The 16,669-nt window shown below is 73.9% G+C and carries 14 protein-coding genes; 7 read left to right on the top strand and 7 right to left on the bottom strand.

What is annotated here, in order from left to right:
- Positions 1–433: 433 nt before the first annotated feature.
- Together OG553_RS28660 and ptsP are read left to right on the top strand one after the other, a co-directional pair.
- Positions 434–883, top strand: coding sequence for a PTS glucose transporter subunit IIA (locus tag OG553_RS28660; RefSeq protein ID WP_405981726.1), 450 nt, complete (start codon positions 434–436; stop codon positions 881–883).
- Between the two features lie 77 nt (positions 884–960).
- A complete protein-coding gene (gene ptsP, locus OG553_RS28655; RefSeq protein ID WP_405981725.1) occupies positions 961–2,631 on the top strand; it encodes a phosphoenolpyruvate--protein phosphotransferase in 1,671 nt (556 codons plus the stop codon).
- A gap of 95 nt (positions 2,632–2,726) precedes the next feature.
- On the opposite strand, the gene OG553_RS28650 is transcribed toward ptsP, so the two are convergent.
- Both OG553_RS28650 and OG553_RS28645 read right to left on the bottom strand, forming a co-directional pair.
- The gene (locus OG553_RS28650) at positions 2,727–3,650 is read right to left on the bottom strand and encodes a hypothetical protein (protein WP_405981724.1); all 924 of its coding nucleotides are present in this window, start codon (positions 3,648–3,650) and stop codon (positions 2,727–2,729) included.
- 57 nt (positions 3,651–3,707) lie between these two features.
- Complete coding sequence (locus OG553_RS28645) at positions 3,708–5,684, bottom strand: acetoacetate--CoA ligase (protein ID WP_405981723.1); 1,977 nt, start codon at positions 5,682–5,684, stop codon at positions 3,708–3,710.
- A 211-nt stretch (positions 5,685–5,895) separates the two neighbouring features.
- Here OG553_RS28645 and OG553_RS28640 point away from each other — a divergent pair, with 211 nt between their 5' ends.
- A complete protein-coding gene (locus OG553_RS28640) occupies positions 5,896–8,304 on the top strand; it encodes a glycoside hydrolase family 31 protein (RefSeq protein ID WP_405981722.1) in 2,409 nt (802 codons plus the stop codon).
- A 78-nt stretch (positions 8,305–8,382) separates the two neighbouring features.
- Complete coding sequence (locus tag OG553_RS28635; RefSeq protein ID WP_405981721.1) at positions 8,383–8,964, top strand: hypothetical protein; 582 nt, start codon at positions 8,383–8,385, stop codon at positions 8,962–8,964.
- Positions 8,965–9,121: 157 nt separating this feature from the next.
- Here the strand turns inward: OG553_RS28635 and OG553_RS28630 are convergent, their stop codons facing one another.
- On the bottom strand, positions 9,122–9,649 hold the full coding sequence (locus OG553_RS28630; protein WP_405981720.1) for an NUDIX domain-containing protein: 528 nt from the start codon (positions 9,647–9,649) through the stop codon (positions 9,122–9,124).
- 87 nt (positions 9,650–9,736) lie between these two features.
- Here OG553_RS28630 and OG553_RS28625 point away from each other — a divergent pair, with 87 nt between their 5' ends.
- Together OG553_RS28625 and OG553_RS28620 are read left to right on the top strand one after the other, a co-directional pair.
- Positions 9,737–10,192, top strand: coding sequence for a Zn-ribbon domain-containing OB-fold protein (locus tag OG553_RS28625; RefSeq protein WP_405981719.1), 456 nt, complete (start codon positions 9,737–9,739; stop codon positions 10,190–10,192).
- A complete protein-coding gene (locus OG553_RS28620; RefSeq protein ID WP_405981718.1) occupies positions 10,189–11,379 on the top strand; it encodes a lipid-transfer protein in 1,191 nt (396 codons plus the stop codon). The genes OG553_RS28625 and OG553_RS28620 overlap by 4 nt, the downstream gene beginning before the upstream one ends.
- Before the next feature lie 178 nt (positions 11,380–11,557).
- Here OG553_RS28620 and OG553_RS28615 read toward each other — a convergent pair whose 3' ends face one another.
- From OG553_RS28615 to OG553_RS28600, 4 genes are read right to left on the bottom strand one after another with little or no spacing between them, the layout of a single operon-like run.
- Positions 11,558–12,184: a GTP-binding protein gene (locus OG553_RS28615; RefSeq protein ID WP_405981717.1), complete on the bottom strand. Its 627-nt coding sequence runs from the start codon at positions 12,182–12,184 to the stop codon at positions 11,558–11,560.
- Positions 12,165–12,596, bottom strand: a complete 432-nt coding sequence (locus OG553_RS28610) for a DUF742 domain-containing protein (RefSeq protein ID WP_405981716.1) — start codon at positions 12,594–12,596, stop codon at positions 12,165–12,167. The genes OG553_RS28615 and OG553_RS28610 overlap by 20 nt, the downstream gene beginning before the upstream one ends.
- Positions 12,597–12,606: 10 nt before the next feature.
- Positions 12,607–13,044 carry a roadblock/LC7 domain-containing protein gene (locus tag OG553_RS28605; RefSeq protein WP_050779556.1) on the bottom strand — a complete coding sequence of 146 codons (438 nt, stop codon included), beginning with the start codon at positions 13,042–13,044 and terminating at the stop codon, positions 12,607–12,609.
- Positions 13,041–15,839 carry a nitrate- and nitrite sensing domain-containing protein gene (locus OG553_RS28600; protein ID WP_405981715.1) on the bottom strand — a complete coding sequence of 933 codons (2,799 nt, stop codon included), beginning with the start codon at positions 15,837–15,839 and terminating at the stop codon, positions 13,041–13,043. The genes OG553_RS28605 and OG553_RS28600 overlap by 4 nt, the downstream gene beginning before the upstream one ends.
- A 340-nt stretch (positions 15,840–16,179) precedes the next feature.
- Here OG553_RS28600 and OG553_RS28595 point away from each other — a divergent pair, with 340 nt between their 5' ends.
- Positions 16,180–16,602 (top strand): hypothetical protein, encoded by a 423-nt coding sequence (locus OG553_RS28595; protein WP_405981714.1) that lies wholly within the window; start codon positions 16,180–16,182, stop codon positions 16,600–16,602.
- Positions 16,603–16,669: the final 67 nt, after the last annotated feature.

Genomic DNA, 16,669 nt, shown 5'->3' with positions numbered 1-16,669 from the left:
ATTTCCTCTGCGCTTTCGAGGTTCTGCGCTTTCGCGCTTTCCCTTTCCGGCGGTTCCGACTCTATCAGTGCTTTTCCTTCCCTCCGACCACTCTCCGTTTAGCCACAAGGGCATACGGAAAACGATCAAGCGGAGATCGGGATGATCACTAATTGAGGAGGAGTCCCGGCCATTGACTGTTCGCGAGATGTTCACGCGGCACGTCCTGGCGGGAGTCACGACAGTACAGCTCCCGTGGGACGCAGGCAAATCGATTCACGCGTATGGTCTAGTCCACCGGTCTAGTCCACTAGTCTCCGTGTCCAAGGGCCGTCCGGATCGGGACCAACATCGGGCGAACCCGTACAAGCAGTGCAATATCCTTCAGACGAGTACGCCGTTCGCGACAGGCAGTGACGGCGACACGAAGAAGCCCCACCCCTGGGAGGCCCCCATGACCAGCGTCACTTCCCCGCTCGCCGGGCAGGCCATCGGACTCGCGGCAGTGCCCGACCCGGTGTTCTCCGGCGCGATGGTGGGACCGGGCACCGCCATTGATCCCGTGCGCGAACCCTCCGCGGCGGTGTCTCCCGTCGACGGTGTGGTCGTTTCCCTGCACCCGCACGCGTACGTGGTCGTCGACGGCGAGGGCCACGGCGTGCTGACCCACCTCGGTATCGACACCGTGCAGCTCAACGGCGAGGGATTCGAGCTGCTCGTGAACAAGGGCGACACCGTGGTCCGCGGCCAGGAGGTCATCCGCTGGGACCCCGCGGCGGTCGAGGCCGCCGGCAAGTCCCCGATCTGCCCCGTCGTGGCGCTGGAGGCGACGGCCGACTCCCTCTCCGGCGTGGTCGACTCCGGTGACGTCAAGCCGGACGACGTCCTCTTCAGCTGGCAGTAGCCCTTCCGCCTGGCCCACAGGCGAGTCGGATGTCCATCACGGCGGCTGGAGCCGCCGCTCAATCGGAGACGGGTGTAATGGAGACAACGCTGCGAGGCGTCGGCGTGAGCCACGGTGTGGCGATCGGCGAGGTTCGGCACATGGGGACGGCCGTGCTCGAGCCCCCGGCGAAGCAGATCGGCGCCGATGAGGCGGAGCGCGAGCAGGGGCGCGCCCGTCAGGCCGTGGAGGCCGTGTCGGCCGACCTGATCGCACGCGGCCAGCTGGCCGGCGGTGAGGCCCAGCACGTGCTGGAGGCCCAGGCGATGATCGCCACGGACCCCGAGCTGATGTCGGACGTCGACCGGCGGATCGTCGTCGGCAGCACCGCCGAGCGCGCCGTCTACGACGCGTTCGCGTCCTACCGCGACCTGCTCGCGGGGGCCGGCGAGTACATGGCCGGCCGGGTGGCCGACCTGGACGACGTGCGGAACCGGATCGTGGCGCGGCTGCTGGGCGTGCCGATGCCGGGCGTGCCGGACAGCGACGAGCCGTACGTGCTGATCGCGCGGGACCTGGCTCCCGCCGACACCGCGCTGCTGGACCCGGCGCTGGTGCTCGGGTTCGTGACCGAGGAGGGCGGGCCGACCAGCCACAGCGCGATCCTCGCGCGGGCGCTGGGCGTGCCGGCGATCGTGGCTCTGCCGGGTGCGGGTGAGATCGCCGAGGGTACGGTCATCGCCGTCGACGGCAGCACCGGTGACCTGTTCGTGGAGCCCACGGCGGAGAAGCGGGCCGAGCTGGAGGCCGCGGCCGCCGAGCGGAAGGCGGCGCTGGCCGCCTCCTCCGGTCCGGGTGCGACCTCCGACGGCCACAAGGTGCCGCTGCTGGCGAACGTCGGCGGGCCGGCGGACGTGCCGGCCGCGGTGGAGGCCGGTGCCGAGGGCGTGGGTCTGTTCCGTACGGAGTTCCTGTTCCTGGACGACAGCAAGAAGGCTCCGTCCGAGGAGAAGCAGATCGAGTCGTACCGCAAGGTGCTGGAGGCGTTCCCCGAGGGGCGTGTCGTCGTGCGGGTGCTGGACGCCGGTGCCGACAAGCCGCTCGACTTCCTGACGCCGGCGGACGAGCCGAACCCGGCGCTGGGCGTGCGCGGTCTGCGGACTCTGCTGGACCACCCGGAGGTGCTGCGCACGCAGCTGACCGCGCTGGCCAAGGCGGCCGAGGGTCTGCCGGTCTACCTGGAGGTCATGGCCCCGATGGTGGCCGACCGCCGGGACGCGAAGGCGTTCGCGGACGCGTGCCGCGAGGCCGGTCTGGTGGCGAAGTTCGGTGCGATGGTGGAGATCCCCTCCGCCGCGCTGCGGGCGCGTTCGATCCTGCAGGAGGTGGAGTTCCTGTCGCTGGGTACGAACGACCTCGCGCAGTACGCCTTCGCCGCCGACCGGCAGGTGGGTGCGGTGTCGCGGCTCCAGGACCCGTGGCAGCCGGCGCTGCTCGACCTGATCGCGATGTCGGCCGATGCCGCCAAGGCCGAGGGCAAGAGCTGCGGTGTCTGTGGTGAGGCCGCTTCGGATCCGCTGCTGGCCTGTGTGCTGACGGGTCTGGGTGTCACCTCCCTGTCGATGGGTGCCGCGTCGATCCCGTACGTGCGGGCGACGCTCGCCAAGTACACCCTCGCGCAGTGCGAGCGTGCGGCCGCGGCCGCGCGCGCCGCGGACAGCGCCGAGGAGGCGCGGGTGGCCGCGCAGGCGGTGCTGTCCGGCGAGTAGCGGGCGGCGGCAGCGCGCGTTGTCGGTTCCGAGGGGCCTTCGCCGGTGGCGGGGGCCCCTCGGGCGTTTCCGGTGCGTCGGGTCCGGGCGGCGGGCTACTCGTGGTGCGGGCCGGGGACGTCGACCTCGTAGCCGGGGCAGTATTCGACGCCGGGTTCCGGGGCGACGGGCTCGCCGGTGTCGGCGTCCGTGCAGTAGGCGTCGAACACGGCGGCGGCGGTGAGGGCGACGAGGCGGCCGCGGTCCAGGCGCCAGCCGTGGACCCGGTCGCGGAAGCCTTCGGTGGTGCTGCGCAGGACCAGTCCCCCGGAGCCGCCGAGGGCGAGGCCGGCGGCCAGGACGGTCACGAAGTCGAGGCCTTCGCGGCCCTGGACGCGGGGCCGGGTGCCCGGTCCGGCGGCCGCTTCGGCGTGCAGGACGGCGATGAGCTGTTCCTGCTCGGCGGGGACGCTGCACACCAGGTGGTGGTGGCCGGGTCCGGCGCCGGCGACGAGGCGTTCGAGCATGTCGGCGGCTCGTTCGAAGGAGGCCTTGCCGATGTCCTCGCCGCAGTCCGCGCAGGTGCCGACGTCGGCGAGGAGTTCGGTGGCGTACTCCCAGGTGGACTGGCGGACGGCTTCGTCGACGAGGAGCGGTACGAGTTCCTCGACGGGCTGGCCCGCGTAGGGCAGTGTCGGGCCGCCGGCGAGTGCGGCGGTGAATCGGGTGCGGGTGTGGGCGCTGTCCGGGTCGAGGCCGTGTTCCTCGCAGTAGCCGGCGTATTCCTCCGGGTCGAAGAGGGCGACGGTGGTGTGGATGCCCTGGGCGGCGAGGGAGCGCAGCAGGGCGTCGATCCGGCGGAGGTAGTCGGCGTACTCGTCGTGCTGGTCGAACGCGAAGGTGCGGTAGTCCCGCATGGCCGCGAAGTCCCCGGGGTCGGTGATGAGGCCGACGGTGCTGGGGACCTCGCGGCGCAGCGAGGCGGTCGCGGATGCGGTCGCGGTCGTGGTGGTGCGTGGTGTGTCGGGCGTGGCGTTCATGGTTCCCCCTGAGCGTGCGATCACTTGCTCACTCACGGTAACCACTGCCACTGACAGTCACCCCCGGGTGCGGCCGAGCTCCTCGTAGAAGGCGAGCAGTTCCGGGTTGTCGACGGAGCCGGGGTTGACCGCCTTGGCCATCGGGGTGCCCTGGAGGAGGCGCTTGACCGGGACCTCGATCCGCTTGCCGGTCAGGGTGTGCGGGACGGCCGGGATCTCGATGACCTCGTCGGGGACGTGGCGCGGGGAGAGCTGCTCGCGGATGGCCGAGGCGATCTTCTTGCGCAGGGCCTCGTCGAGGACGGCTCCGGGGGCGAGGTGGACGAAGAGCGGCATCCAGTAGCCGCCGTTCGGCTCCTCCAGGCCGATGACCAGGGATTCCTTGATCTCGGGGAGGCGTTCGACGACCTCGTAGATGTCGGCTGAGCCCATCCGGACGCCCTGCCGGTTGAGGGTGGAGTCGGAGCGGCCGTGGATGACGACGGAGCCGTGGTCGGTGATCGTGATCCAGTCCCCGTGGCGCCAGACGCCGGGGAACATCTCGAAGTAGCTGTCGCGGTAGCGGCTGCCGTCGGGGTCGTTCCAGAAGTGGATCGGCATGGAGGGCATGGGGGCGGTGACGACGAGTTCGCCGACCTCGCCGGTGAGGGGCTTGCCGGCCGGGTCCCAGGACTGGAGGTCCGTGCCGAGGCAGGCGGCCTGGAGTTCGCCGATGTGGACGGGGAGGGTGGGGACGGCTCCGGCGAAGCAGCTGCACACGTCGGTGCCGCCGCTGACGGAGGCGATCCAGAGGTCTTCGGCGACCTCCTCGTGGAGCCAGCGGAAGCCGTCGGGCGGCAGCGGGGAGCCGGTGGTGGCGACGCACTTGACGGCGGAGAGGTCGAAGTCGCGGGACGGGTGGACCTCGGCCTTCTTGCAGGCCATGACGTAGGCGGCGGAGGTGCCGTAGAGGGTGGCGCCGGTGCGCTCGGCGATCCGCCACTGGGCGCCGGTGTCGGGGTAGCCGGGGCTGCCGTCGTAGAGGACGACGGTGGTGCCGGTGAGCAGGCCGGAGACGAGGAAGTTCCACATCATCCAGCCGGTGGAGGTGTACCAGAAGAACCGGTCCTCGGGGCCGAGGTCGCAGTGCAGTCCGAGCTGCTTGAGGTGTTCGAGGAGGATGCCGCCCTGCGACTGGACGATTGCCTTGGGCGCGCCCGTGGTGCCGGAGGAGTAGAGGATCCACAGCGGGTGGTCGAAGGGGACCGGCTCGAAGACCGGCTCCTGCGTGCCGGAGGTCAGGTCGGCCCAGGCACGGGTGCCCTCGGGGGCCTCGGTGCCGAGGAGCGGGATGTGGACGACGGCCCGCAGGGTGGGGAGTCCGGCGCGCAGCTCGGCGACGGTCTCGCGGCGGTCGTGCTCCTTGCCGCCGTAGCGGTAGCCGTCGACGGTGAACAGGACGACCGGTTCGACCTGCTCGAAGCGGTCGAGGACGCTGCGGGCGCCGAAGTCGGGGGCGCAGGAGGTCCAGACCCCGCCGACGGCGGCGGTGGCGAGGAAGGCCACGACCGCTTCGGGGATGTTGGGGAGGTAGCCGCTGACCCGGTCGCCGGGGCGGACGCCGAGGGCGCGCAGCTCGGCGGCGAGCGAGCCGACCTGGCGGCGGAGCCCGGCCCAGGTGAGGGGGGTGGGCTCGTGGGTCTCGTCGACGTGGAGCAGTGCGGGGTCGCCGGCGCGGGCGGGGTCCTCGGCGGCGCGCAGTGCGTGCTCCGCGTAGTTGAGGGCGGAGCCCGTGAACCAGCGCGCTCCGGGCATGGAGCGGTCGGCGAGGACCTCTTCGTAGGGGGTGGTGAAGCGGACCTCGAACCATTCGGCGACGGCCTGCCAGAAGGTGTCGAGCTCGTCGACGGACCAGCGCTGGAGGGCCGGGTAGCCGCCGTCGGCGGGGGCGCCGAAGCGTTCGGCCGCCCAGGCCTGGAAGCGGGTGACCTGGGCCCCGGCGATCCTGTCGGGGCTCGGGGACCAGAGGGGTTCCGGCTGGGTGGCAGAGGTCATGGGTCGGCTCCCGGTCAAGTCTGGCTCTCGCGCTTCGTGTGCGTACGGCGCCGTCGCGGCGTCGGTGTGCGCGCGGCGGCTCACAGGGACCATGCCATGTGATCGACATCCGCACCAGAGCTGTCCTGGGCCGTGCGGGTTGATCGTTTTCCGGGTGAACGGCAGCTGAACGCCGCCCGCGCGGCGGGGGGCCGGTGGCAGGGTGGCCGGCATGGACGGTCGTGATCTGGTGCGTGCGGTGAAGGAGATCGGTACGGCGCGGGGGCGGCGGGCCTGGCGCTCGGCGTGGCGCCACCGGCGTGCGGACGCCGAGGGGCTGCCGCGACGGGGCGCGGTGCGGGCGCGGGTGCCGGGGCTGCTGGAGGGTACGGAGGCCCGGCCGGGGGGTGGTGTGCTGCGGTTCGCGCGCAGTGAGCTGCTGGTACGGGTGACCGTGGGCGGTGCGGTGTTCTGGGGCTGGGACGGGGCGGAGCCGGTGCCCTCGTACGCGGTGGTGGGCAGTGGCCCCGCGCCGGATCCGCGGGCGGTGCTGGAGCCGGACACCGGGGGTGGCTGGCGGGTGGTGTCGGAGCGGGTGACGGTGGCGGTGTCCCGGCACGGGGCGGTGGAGGTGCGGACTCCGGGCGGGGCGGTGCTGCGCAGGGAGCTGCCGCCGCGCTGGTGGGACCCGGTCGGCGGCGAAGGGGGCGAAGGGCGCGAAGGAGGTGACGAGTCCGGTGGCGCGGGTCCCCTGGCGGCCGGGGAGGGGTCGCGGTGGCTCCAGCGGTCGGAGGTGGCGGCGGACGCGCGGTTCTTCGGGCTGGGCGGGCGGGCGCGGGGGCCGCGGCTGCGGGACGGGGAGTACCGGCTGTGGAACACCGATCCCAAGGGCGGCTTCGGGCCGGACACGGACCCGCTGTACATCACGATGCCGGTGCAGGTGGTGGTGGCGGACGCGGGGACGCACCTGGCCTTCTACGACAACCCCTGGGAGGGGCGGGTCGTGCTGCGCGAGGGCGAGGAGGGGGCCGGTTCGGGGGCGGACCGGCCGGGGACGAGCGAGCTGCGACTGGAGGGCGGGCCGCCGAGGTGCTGGGTGCTGTTGGGAACGCCGGCCCGGGTGATGCAGGGGTGGTCGGGGCTGACGGGGGCGGCGGCGGTGCCGCCGGAGTGGGCGCTGGGGTACCAGCACGCGCGGTGGGGTTTCGGGAGCGAGGCCGAGGTGCGGCGGGTGGTGGCCGGGTACGAGGAGCGGGGGCTGCCGCTGTCGGCCGTGCACCTGGACATCGACCACTACGACGGGCACCGGGTGTTCACCGTGGACCGGGAGGCGTTCCCCGATCTGCCGGGCCTGGCCCGGGAGGTGGGGGCGCGCGGGGTGCGGCTGGTGTCGATCGTGGATCCGGCGGTGAAGGCGGGTGACGCGGTGCACGCCTCGGGCCGGGCGGTGGGGGCGCGGGGGGCGTTCGTGCGGGACGCGCGGGGGCGTGAGGTGCGCGGGGAGGTCTGGCCTGGCGAGTGCGCCTACCCGGACTTCACGGATCCGGCGGCGCGCGAGTGGTGGGGCGGGCTGTACGAGGAGCGGCTGGCGCAGGGGTTCGCGGGGTTCTGGCACGACATGAACGAGCCGGTGTCCTTCGCCCCCTGGGGTGACGCGACGCTCCCCCGGTCGTCGCGGCACTCGCTGGAGGGCGCGGGCGGGGACCACCGGGCCGGGCACAACGTGTACGCGCTCGGGATGGCGCGGGCCGGCTGGGAGGGCCTGGTCCGGCTGCGGCCGGCCGAGCGGCCGTTCCTGTTCTCCCGGTCGGGGTGGGCGGGGATGCAGCGCTACGGGGGCACGTGGTCCGGGGACGTGGAGAGCAGCTGGGAGGGGCTGCGGGCGTCGCTGGCGCTGGTGCTGGGGCTCGGGCTGTGCGGGGTGCCGTACTCGGGTCCGGACGTGGGGGGTTTCGGGGGGTCGCCGTCGCCGGAGCTGTACCTGCGGTGGTTCCAGCTGGGGGCGTACCTGCCGTTGTTCCGGACGCATTCGGCGATCTGGGCGGGGCGGCGGGAGCCGTGGGAGTTCGGGCCGGAGGTGGCGGAGCGGGCGGCGGCGGTGCTGGCGGAGCGGGAGCGGCTGCGGCCGTACTTCGTGACGCTGGGGCATCTGGCGCGGCGTACGGGGGCTCCGTACGTGCGGCCGGTGTGGTGGGGGGCTCCGGAGGACCGGCGGCTGCGGGACTGTGAGGACGCGTTCCTGCTGGGGGACGCGCTGCTGGTGGCGCCGGTGCTGGAGTGCGGGGCGGACCGGCGTGCGGTGCGGCTGCCCCGGGGGCGCTGGTACGACACGGCGACGGGTGCGGCGTACGAGGGGCCCGGGCAGGTGCTGTTCGAGGCGCCGCCGGGCCGGATGCCGGTGCTGGCGCGGGGCGGGGCGGTGCTGCCGGTGCGGCGGGGGGACGGGTCGGTGGGGCTGGAGGCGTGGGCCCCGGCGCGGGGGCGGACCGGTGGCGGGGTGGTGGTCCGGGACCCGGGGCCGGGGTTCGAGGCTGGCGAGGTGGAGCGGTACACGGTGCGGTGGGCCGGGGACGCGGTGGTGGTCGAGGACGAGGCGGGGGGTGCGGTCAGCGGGGTCGAGGTGCGGGGGCTGGGCGTGTAGGTCCGGTGTAGGGCGGAGGGAGATGCTCCGGTCGGCGGCGGGTGTGCCGCCGGCGTCGGTTGGAGCAGGGAGTCTGTGATGGTGTTAACGAGCCCGGCGCGGGCGTACGCGCCGGACCGGTCGGCACTGGGCCGGCGGGTGCGGGCCGCCGCGCGGCGGTGGGACCGGGTTCCGGGTTCCGAGGTGGTGGGGGCGTGGCAGCCGGTCACGGCGTGGGCCCTGCTGCTGGTGACCGGGGTGGTCCCCGCGGGGAGCCCCGGGGAGCTGGGCGTGGCCGCGGTGTCGCTGGCCGCGGTGGGGTTCCTGCACGGGCTGCTGCTGGTCAAGCCGCTCGCGGCGCTGGGGCGGTGGACCGCCCGGGTGAGCGCGTGGCCGCGGCCGGTCGCGGTGGCGGTGCTGGCCGCCCCGGTGTCGGCGCCGGCGGCCGTGGCGGTGCGGTGGTGGCTGGGTACGCAGGGCGCTCCCGTGCCGGGCTTCGGTGTGGTGTGGGCCGGTTGCGTGGCGGCCGTGGTGCTGCCGATGGTGGTCGGGGCGCTGCTGCGGGGGCGGGCCCGGCCGGTGCCGGCGGGGGCGCTGTGGGCGCGGGGCGCGGTGGTCGCCGGGACGGCGGTGGGGGTGGTGGGGCTGGCGTCGCTGGTGATGGACCTGCCGGTGCCCTAGCCGGGCGGTTTGCGGGGTGGGGGCGGGCCTGGGGGTGGGGTGGGCGGGGCTGCGGGGTGCCGCTGCGCGGGGCCGGTCCCCTACCCGCCCTTCCACCGTTCCTCCCCCAGGTACCGCTGGGAGGTGCCCCCAGGGGCTCCGCCCCAGACCCCGCGCCTCAAACGTCGGCGGGGCTCGATCCGTAGTGGCCCGCGAACCAGTTGGACGTTGCCTGGGTGTGGAGGGGGAAGGCGAGTTCCGTCGGGGTGTGGAGGAGGTGCCAGCCCGTGGTCTCGTCCGTGGGGGCCGGGGGCGGGAGGGACGAGGCCGGGCGGGGCGGGAGGAGGCCGAAGACGAGGAGGTGGCCTCCCGGGGAGCTGAGGACGTCGGCGAGGGCCACTTCGGAGGCGGGGGCTTCGATGCCGGTCTCCTCGCGGAGTTCGCGGACCACGGCCGTGCGCCAGTCCTCGCCGAAGTCCATGAACCCGCCGGGCAGCGCGACGCCCCCGAGGGCCGGTTCGATGGTTCGGGTGATGACCACCAGGCCCGTGCCCGCCTCGTCCTCCACCGGGAGGAGGGCGACGGCCACCGGGAGCGGGTTGCGGTAGGTGACGGCGGCGCACGCGGTGCACGCGCGGGGCCAGTCGGCCGTGTCGAACGGCGCTCCGCAGGTGGAGCAGTGCGAGTCCCTCAGCTGTGCCGGCATGCGGCGATGGTACCGGCCCCTGTCGCGGTGGGGCGGCCCGTGGCAGACTTCTGACGCTTCGTCAGATCACGCTGCCCGGGAGGGGACTTGGAACGCACACGCACGCCCGTGGTGAGCGGGTGGTTCACCGATGCGGGCGCCGGGGGCGGCTTCCGCCTGCTCGGCACCCGGTGCTCCGCCTGCGCCTCCGTGTTCTTCCCGCGCGAGGACGCGTACTGCCGCAACCCGCACTGCCCCGGCGGCGGCGAACTCGCCGAGCTGCCGCTGTCGCCGCGCGGCCGGGTCTGGTCCTACACCGACGGGCGCTACCGCCCGCCCGCCCCCTATCTGTCCGATCCGGACGCGCCCTGGGAGTCGTACACCCTGGTGGCGGTGGAGCTGGAGGCCGAGCGGATGGTCGTGCTCGGGCAGGCCGCCCCCGGGGTGGCGCCGGCCGACCTGGCGGTCGGCATGGAGGTGGAGGTGGTGGAAGGGGTGCTCGGCGAGGACGCCGGGGCCGCCCGGACCACCTGGTGGTTCAGGCCGGTGGAGGGGGCGCGGTGAGCGGGGACGTGGCCGTGCTGGGGGCCGGCATGCACCCGTGGGGCAAGTGGGGCCGGAGTTTCGTCGAGTACGGGCGGGCCGCCGCCCGCGCCGCGCTCGCCGACGCCGGGCTGGAGTGGGCCGACGTGCAGTCCGTGGTCGGCGCCGACACCGTGCGCGGCGGCTACCCGGGCTACGTCGCCGGGGCCACCTTCGCGCGGGCGCTCGGCTGGCAGGGGGCCCGGGTCACCAGTGTGTACGCGGCCTGCGCCTCGGGGGCCCAGGCCATCGGCGCGGCCCGGGCGCAGATCCTCGCCGGGCTGGCGGACGTGGTGCTGGTGGTCGGAGCCGACGCCGCGCCGAAGGGGTTCTTCGCGCCGGCCGGGGGCGAACGGCCGGACGATCCCGACTGGCTGCGGTTCCGGATCCTGGGTGCGACGAACCCCGCCTACTTCGCGCTGTACGCCCGGCGCCGGATGGCCCTGCACGGGGACACCGCCGAGGACTTCGCGCTGGTCAAGGTGAAGAACTCGGCGGCCGGGGCGCACAACCCGTACGCCCGCTACCGCAAGGCGGTCTCCGCCGAGGAGGTGGCGGCCTCGGCGGTGGTGGCCGATCCGCTGCGGCTGCTGGACATCTGCGCGACCTCCGACGGGGGCGCGGCGCTGGTGCTGAGCGGCATGGACTTCGCGCGGGCGCGCGGGGTGGCCGACCCGGTGCGGATCCGGGCGGTGTCGACGGTGACGCCCACGTATCCGCGTACGGTGCTGGACCTGCCGGACATCGCGACCGACTCGGCGGCCGCCGTGGAGCCCGCCGCCGGTTCCTTCCGGGCCTCGATCGCCCGGGCGGCGTACGAGGAGGCCGGGCTGGGGCCGGAGGACCTGTCGCTGGCCGAGGTGTACGACCTGTCCACCGCGCTGGAGCTGGAGTGGTACGAGGACATCGGGCTGTGCGGTGAGGGCGAGGGCGCCAAGCTCGTGCGGGAGGGCGCGACGGCGCTCGGCGGGCGGGTGCCGGTGAACGCGAGCGGGGGGCTGGCCTCCTTCGGGGAGGCGGTGCCGGCTCAGGCCATCGCCCAGGTGTGCGAGCTGACCTGGCAGCTGCGGGGTACGGCCGGGGCGCGCCAGGTTCCGGGGGCGCGGGCCGGGATCACCGCCAACCAGGGGCTCTTCGGGCACGGGTCGGCGGTGGTCGCGGTGCGGTGAGTGCCGCGAACAAGTGCTGCCGTCAGGGTGCTTGACGGTCCCGGGCGGCGGGTTCACACTCGCTCCACGGTCCCGCGGCTACAGGGACCCCGTGACCCCCCATGAGAGCTGCGGCCCGTACCCCAGTCGGCGGGGGTACGGGCCGCCTCCACGCGGGGGCGGGCCCGTGAGGGCGCTCTCAGGAGGTGGCGCTCAGGCTCGCGCGGCGGGCCCGGGCGAGGGACATGGCGTGCTCCACGACCCCGACGAGCACGTCCTTGACGGACTCCCGGTCCCGGGCGTCGCAGAGCAGCACCGGCACCTCGGCGTCGAGGTCGAGCGCGTCGCGGACGGTCACCACCGGGTGGCGGTCGGCCCCGTCGAAGCAGTTGACCGCGACGAGGAAGGGGATGCCGCGCCGTTCGAAGTAGTCGATGGCGGCGAAGCAGTCGGCGAGCCGGCGGGTGTCGGCCAGCACGACGGCGCCGAGGGCGCCCTGTGCCAGCTCGTCCCACAGGAACCAGAAGCGGTCCTGTCCGGGCGTGCCGAAGAGGTACAGCACCAGGTCCTCGCGGAGGGTGATGCGGCCGAAGTCCATGGCCACGGTGGTGGTGCTCTTGCCCTCCACTCCCCCGGTGTCGTCTATGGCGGCGCCCGGTTCGGAGAGCCGTTCCTCGGTCCGCAGCGGGCGTATCTCGCTGACCGCGCTGACCAGGGTGGTCTTGCCCACCCCGAAGCCGCCCGCGACCAGGATCTTCAGGGTCAGCGGCTCGACCGGCGAGACGGCGTGCATCGCACCGGTGCGGCTAGAGCGCCCGAAGGCCATCGATCACCTCACGGAGAATGGATTCATCGGGCAGTTCGGCCGGCGGGACCGGCCTGGTCACGTGGACCAGCTCCTCGTCGACGAGGTCGCCGATCAGGACCCGGACGACGCCGATGGCGAGGTCCAGTTCCGCGGCGAGTTCCGCGACCGACTGGGGGCGTTCCCGGCACAGCCCGAGGATGTGGGCGTGTTCCGGGGAGAGGGTCAGGTCCCAGACCGGATCGTCGGCCGCCGCCTCGGCGACGACGAGCGCGATCAGGTCGAGACGGTGCTGGGCGGCGTGGCTGGTCCGGCCGCGGGTCATGGCGTACGGGCGTACGACGGGGCCCGCGTCGGCGTCGAACCAGTGCGGGTGGCCGGTCTCGGGCGTCGGACGGTCGGTCGGGGGGTGGTCCTGGCCTGGATCGCTCATGCCGTCCGTCTCACCCTCCGGCTGGCTGCCCGGAGCGCGGGGCGGTCGCCAGGTGGTCGCCTACGCGCTTGACCATGAGCGTCATCTCGTACGCGACCTGGCCGACGTCGGAGTCGGAGTCGGAGAGAACGGCCAGGCAGCTGCCGTCGCCCGCGGCCATGACGAAGAGGAAGGCCTCGTCGAGCTCGACCACCGTCTGCCGGACCCGCCCGGAGTCGAAGTGCCGGCCGACGCCCTTGGCGAGGCTGTGGAAGCCGGAGGCCACGGCGGCCAGGTGCTCGCTGTCCTCGCGGGTCAGGTCCTTGGAGCTGCCCGTGGGCAGGCCGTCGCCGGAGAGGACGACCGCCTTGCGGATGCTGCCGACCTTGTCGACGAGTTCGTCGAGGAGCCAGTTGAGCGGGCCGGAGCCGCGGCCCCTGGTGTCGTTTCCGGTCTGCGGTGCGGTCATCGACCGTCCCCTTCGTTCTCGTGCGCGGGACCGGCGCCGGAGCGGCCGGCCTCGGTCTCGGACTGCTGCTGTGCGTGCTGGTCGCGTCCCGCCGTCCAGCCTCGCTGGAGGGCGGACATGCGCGTGCGTACGTCCTCCGCGTCCCGGTCGGTCACCGGGTCCTCGGGGGACTGCGCCGCGGCGGGAGCCGGGGCGTTCTTGAGCTGGGGTGCGAGGTTGGCCTGGCGCACCCGCCGGGGCAGGCCGCCGGGGCCGGGCGCCGGCGCGGGCTCTTCGGAGCCCGTACGCGGCTGCGCGGGAGCCGCCTTCACGGCGGCCGGGCGGGGCTCCACCCGGCGGCCGTGCTCGGCGACCAGGGTGGGCGTGGGGCGCCGCCGGGGCAGCGGGACGGGGCCGTCGGGGTGCGCGGGCTCGGTGCGGGAGCGCTCCGAGCGGACCGGGCCGGTGGGGGCCAGGGGCTCCCGCCCGCGCTCGCGGTCGCGCTTCCAGGGGCCGCGCTCCGCGTGGCCGGCGCCGTGCAGGTGGCCGCCGAGGGGCCGGTCCGCGGAGCCGGTGCCGGTGGTGCCGGTGCCGAGGAGGGTGCTGCGCGGGATGCCGCCGGGCGGGGTCTCGTCGTCCAGGGTGGCCATGGGCGGGCGGCCGCCGACCCCGGTGAGGCCGGCTATGCCGGCGGCGACCTCGTCGAGGCCGGCGGCGTCGTCGAGGCCGTCCAGCCCGAGGAGGCCGAGGGGGCCCTCCAGTTCGACCGGGCCGTTCAGCACGCCGGCGGGCAGCGGGCGGGCCGACGGGGCGCGGTCGATGGCGGTGGGGCCGGGCCGTGCGGAGCTCTTGGCGCCCGCGCCGGTCCTGACCCCCCTGACGCCCTTGACGGCGTCGAGGCGGATGCCGGTGCCGTTGGTGTCGGGGGCCTCGGTGAGGAGGTCGGCGGGGAGGAAGACCACGGCGGTGGTGCCGCCGTAGGGGCTGGGCTGGAGGACGACCTTGACGTTGTGGCGGCGCGCGAGGCGGCTGACCACGAAGAGGCCCAGGCGGTCGGTGTCGGAGAGTTCGAACTCGGGGGTCTCGGCGAGCCGGAGGTTGGCGTCGAGCAGCGCCTCCGGGTTCATGCCGAGGCCGCGGTCGTGGATCTCCAGGGTGAAGCCGTTGGCGACGCGTTCGCCGTGGACCTGGACGGCTGTGTGCGGGGGCGAGAACACCGTGGCGTTCTCCAGCAGTTCGGCGACGAGGTGGGTGACGTCGGCGACGGCCGGGCCCTCGATGCCGATGCGGGGCAGGCGCCGCACCTCGATGCGCTCGTAGTCCTCGACCTCGGCGACGGCGGCCCGTACGACGTCCATCAGCTGGACGGGCTTGCGCCACTGGCGGGAGGGCGCGGCGCCGGAGAGGATCACCAGGCCTTCGGCGTGGCGGCGCATGCGGGTGGTCATGTGGTCGAGGCGGAACAGGTCGGCGAGTTCCTCGGTGTCCTCGGTGCGCCGCTCCATGGTGTCGAGCAGGGTCAGCTGGCGGTGCAGCAGCACCTGGTTGCGGCGGGCGAGGTTCACGAACACCTCGGACACGCCGCGGCGCAGCTCGGCCTGCTTGACGGCGGCTTCGACGGCGGCGCGCTGGAGGCTGTTGAGGGCCAGGCCGACCTGACCGACCTCGTCCTTCTCGAACTCCAGGCGGGGCGCCTCGGTCTCGACGTCGACGGTCTCGCCGGCGGCGAGGCGGCGCATCACGCTGGGCAGCCGGACGCCGGAGGCCTCGTGGGCCTCCTTGCGGAGCCGGGAGAGGTCGCGGATGAGGTCGCGGCCGATGCGGACGGACATCACGAGGGAGAGGACGAGGGCGAGGAAGCCGAGGACTCCGGCCACGGCGGCCTGGACGACGACGCCGACGGCGACGGGCTCCACGCGCTTCTGGTAGCGGTCGCCGGCTGCGGTGCCCATGGTGGCGAGGTCGCCGAGGACCTTGCCCGCGGCCTCGTTCCACTGGGCGGCGGTGACGCGCGGGTTCTTGCCGGCGCCGCCGGTGATGAACCGTTCCTCCGCGTCGCGCAGCGCCTTGGTCTGCGGGCCGTTCCAGTACTGCTCGAAGAGCTTGCGGTCGTCGGGCGGCAGGATCGCGAGGTTGAACTCGTACAGCAGGCCGCGGTTGGCGGCGAAGTCGGAGACGCGGCGCAGGTCGCCGGCGGGGACGTTGCCGGCGGCGAGGGCGGAGGCGACGACCGCGTCCTCGCGGGAGAGGGTCTCGCGGGCGCGGGTGATGCCGACGAGGGCGCGGCCCTGCTTGTCCATCTCGACGTTCTCCAGGGCGTGGAGATTCATCAGGAACTCGTAGCAGGGGTCGACCAGCCGGCTGTAGAGCTCCAGGGCCTGGCCGGGGCTGACGCCGCCCTGGTCGACGGAGCGGCGCAGCGCGGTGATGCCGTGGAGCGCCTCGATGATCGACCTCAGGCGCTGGCGGGTCTGGGGGCTGAGCTCGTCGGAGACCTCGGGGTCGAGGGCGTTGGCGGTGATGGAGCGGACCATGGTGTCGGTCGCGGTGCGGCTCTTGGTGAGTTCCGCGGTGGCGGCCACCTCGCGGGGGTCGCCGAGGACGACCAGGGTCTGGCGGCGCTCCTTCTGGACGACGCGGACGACGTCCTCCATCGGGTAGCCGACCTTCTTGATGACGTACGCGACGTCGAGCAGCTGCACCGCCTCACGGCCGGTGATGACCGTGGAGAAGCCCCAGAGGGCTGTCAGGGAGACGAGCGGCACCAGGAGCAACGCCACGATCTTCCGGCGGATGGACTTCCCGCGAAAGCGCATGGCCTCCCCAGCCTCCCCCAGCTCAACCCCGTTGTCAGAGGTCGGTGTTCCGTCATTTAAACGGCGTGAGCCTACTACTGCCACGGAGCGGCTTCGCAGGCGTGTCCGGACGTTTTCGGCCTGACACCCGGACGAAGATCACCAGTTGTCCGATGTTTCCGGTCAAGTCCGGCCCGATATGTGGCAGATGACACTTGGTGCGGCGTCGGTTCCATTGTCCGGATGGATGGCTGGAATTCTGCCTTCCGGGTCCGCTATACGGAACTTCGAGGGGGGTTCCGATCGTCTGACAGAGAGGGCGGGAGCGGGGCGGGGAGAAGCGGCGGGGAGTGGGCGGACGATGAGGATGTACGAAGAGGACGGTACGGCGGCCGAGGCTCCGGGGCGGGGCCTGTGGGTGGAGGAGCCTGCCCGGCGGCGGCGGATGCCCGATCCGGTGCGGTCGTCGGCGGTGCGGGCGGTGCTGATCGTGGCCGTGACGCTGACACAGGCCACGATCACCTTCTTCCTCGCGCTGACCAGGTCCTGGCTGGCCTTCCCGATGGTGCTGATCGGGATAGCGGCGATCATCGTCGCCACCTGGTCGGTGCTCGACGTGTGGATCACCCGGCAGATGTGGAACCAGCGCTACGGCGTCATGTCGGAGCCGAGCAGCGCCGCCCGCGAGCCCTGGAGGGGCCGCATACCGGCCCGGGAGGGCCGCCTGGCGGCCGCTCCCCTCGCCGGGGGCGCACCGGTCCACCAGCGCTCCGGGCGCCGCTGACCGGCCGGGAGCGGCCGCGGGCCGGCCACCGCCCGGGAGCGGTGACCGGCCGGGGGCTGTGACCGGC

Origin of the sequence: Streptomyces sp. NBC_00158, from assembly GCF_045160885.1 — a bacterium.
Classification (GTDB): Bacteria; Actinomycetota; Actinomycetes; order Streptomycetales; family Streptomycetaceae; genus Streptomyces.
The sequence above is the reverse complement of the archived record's forward strand: the minus strand, read 5'-3'. Positions and strand labels throughout refer to the sequence as shown.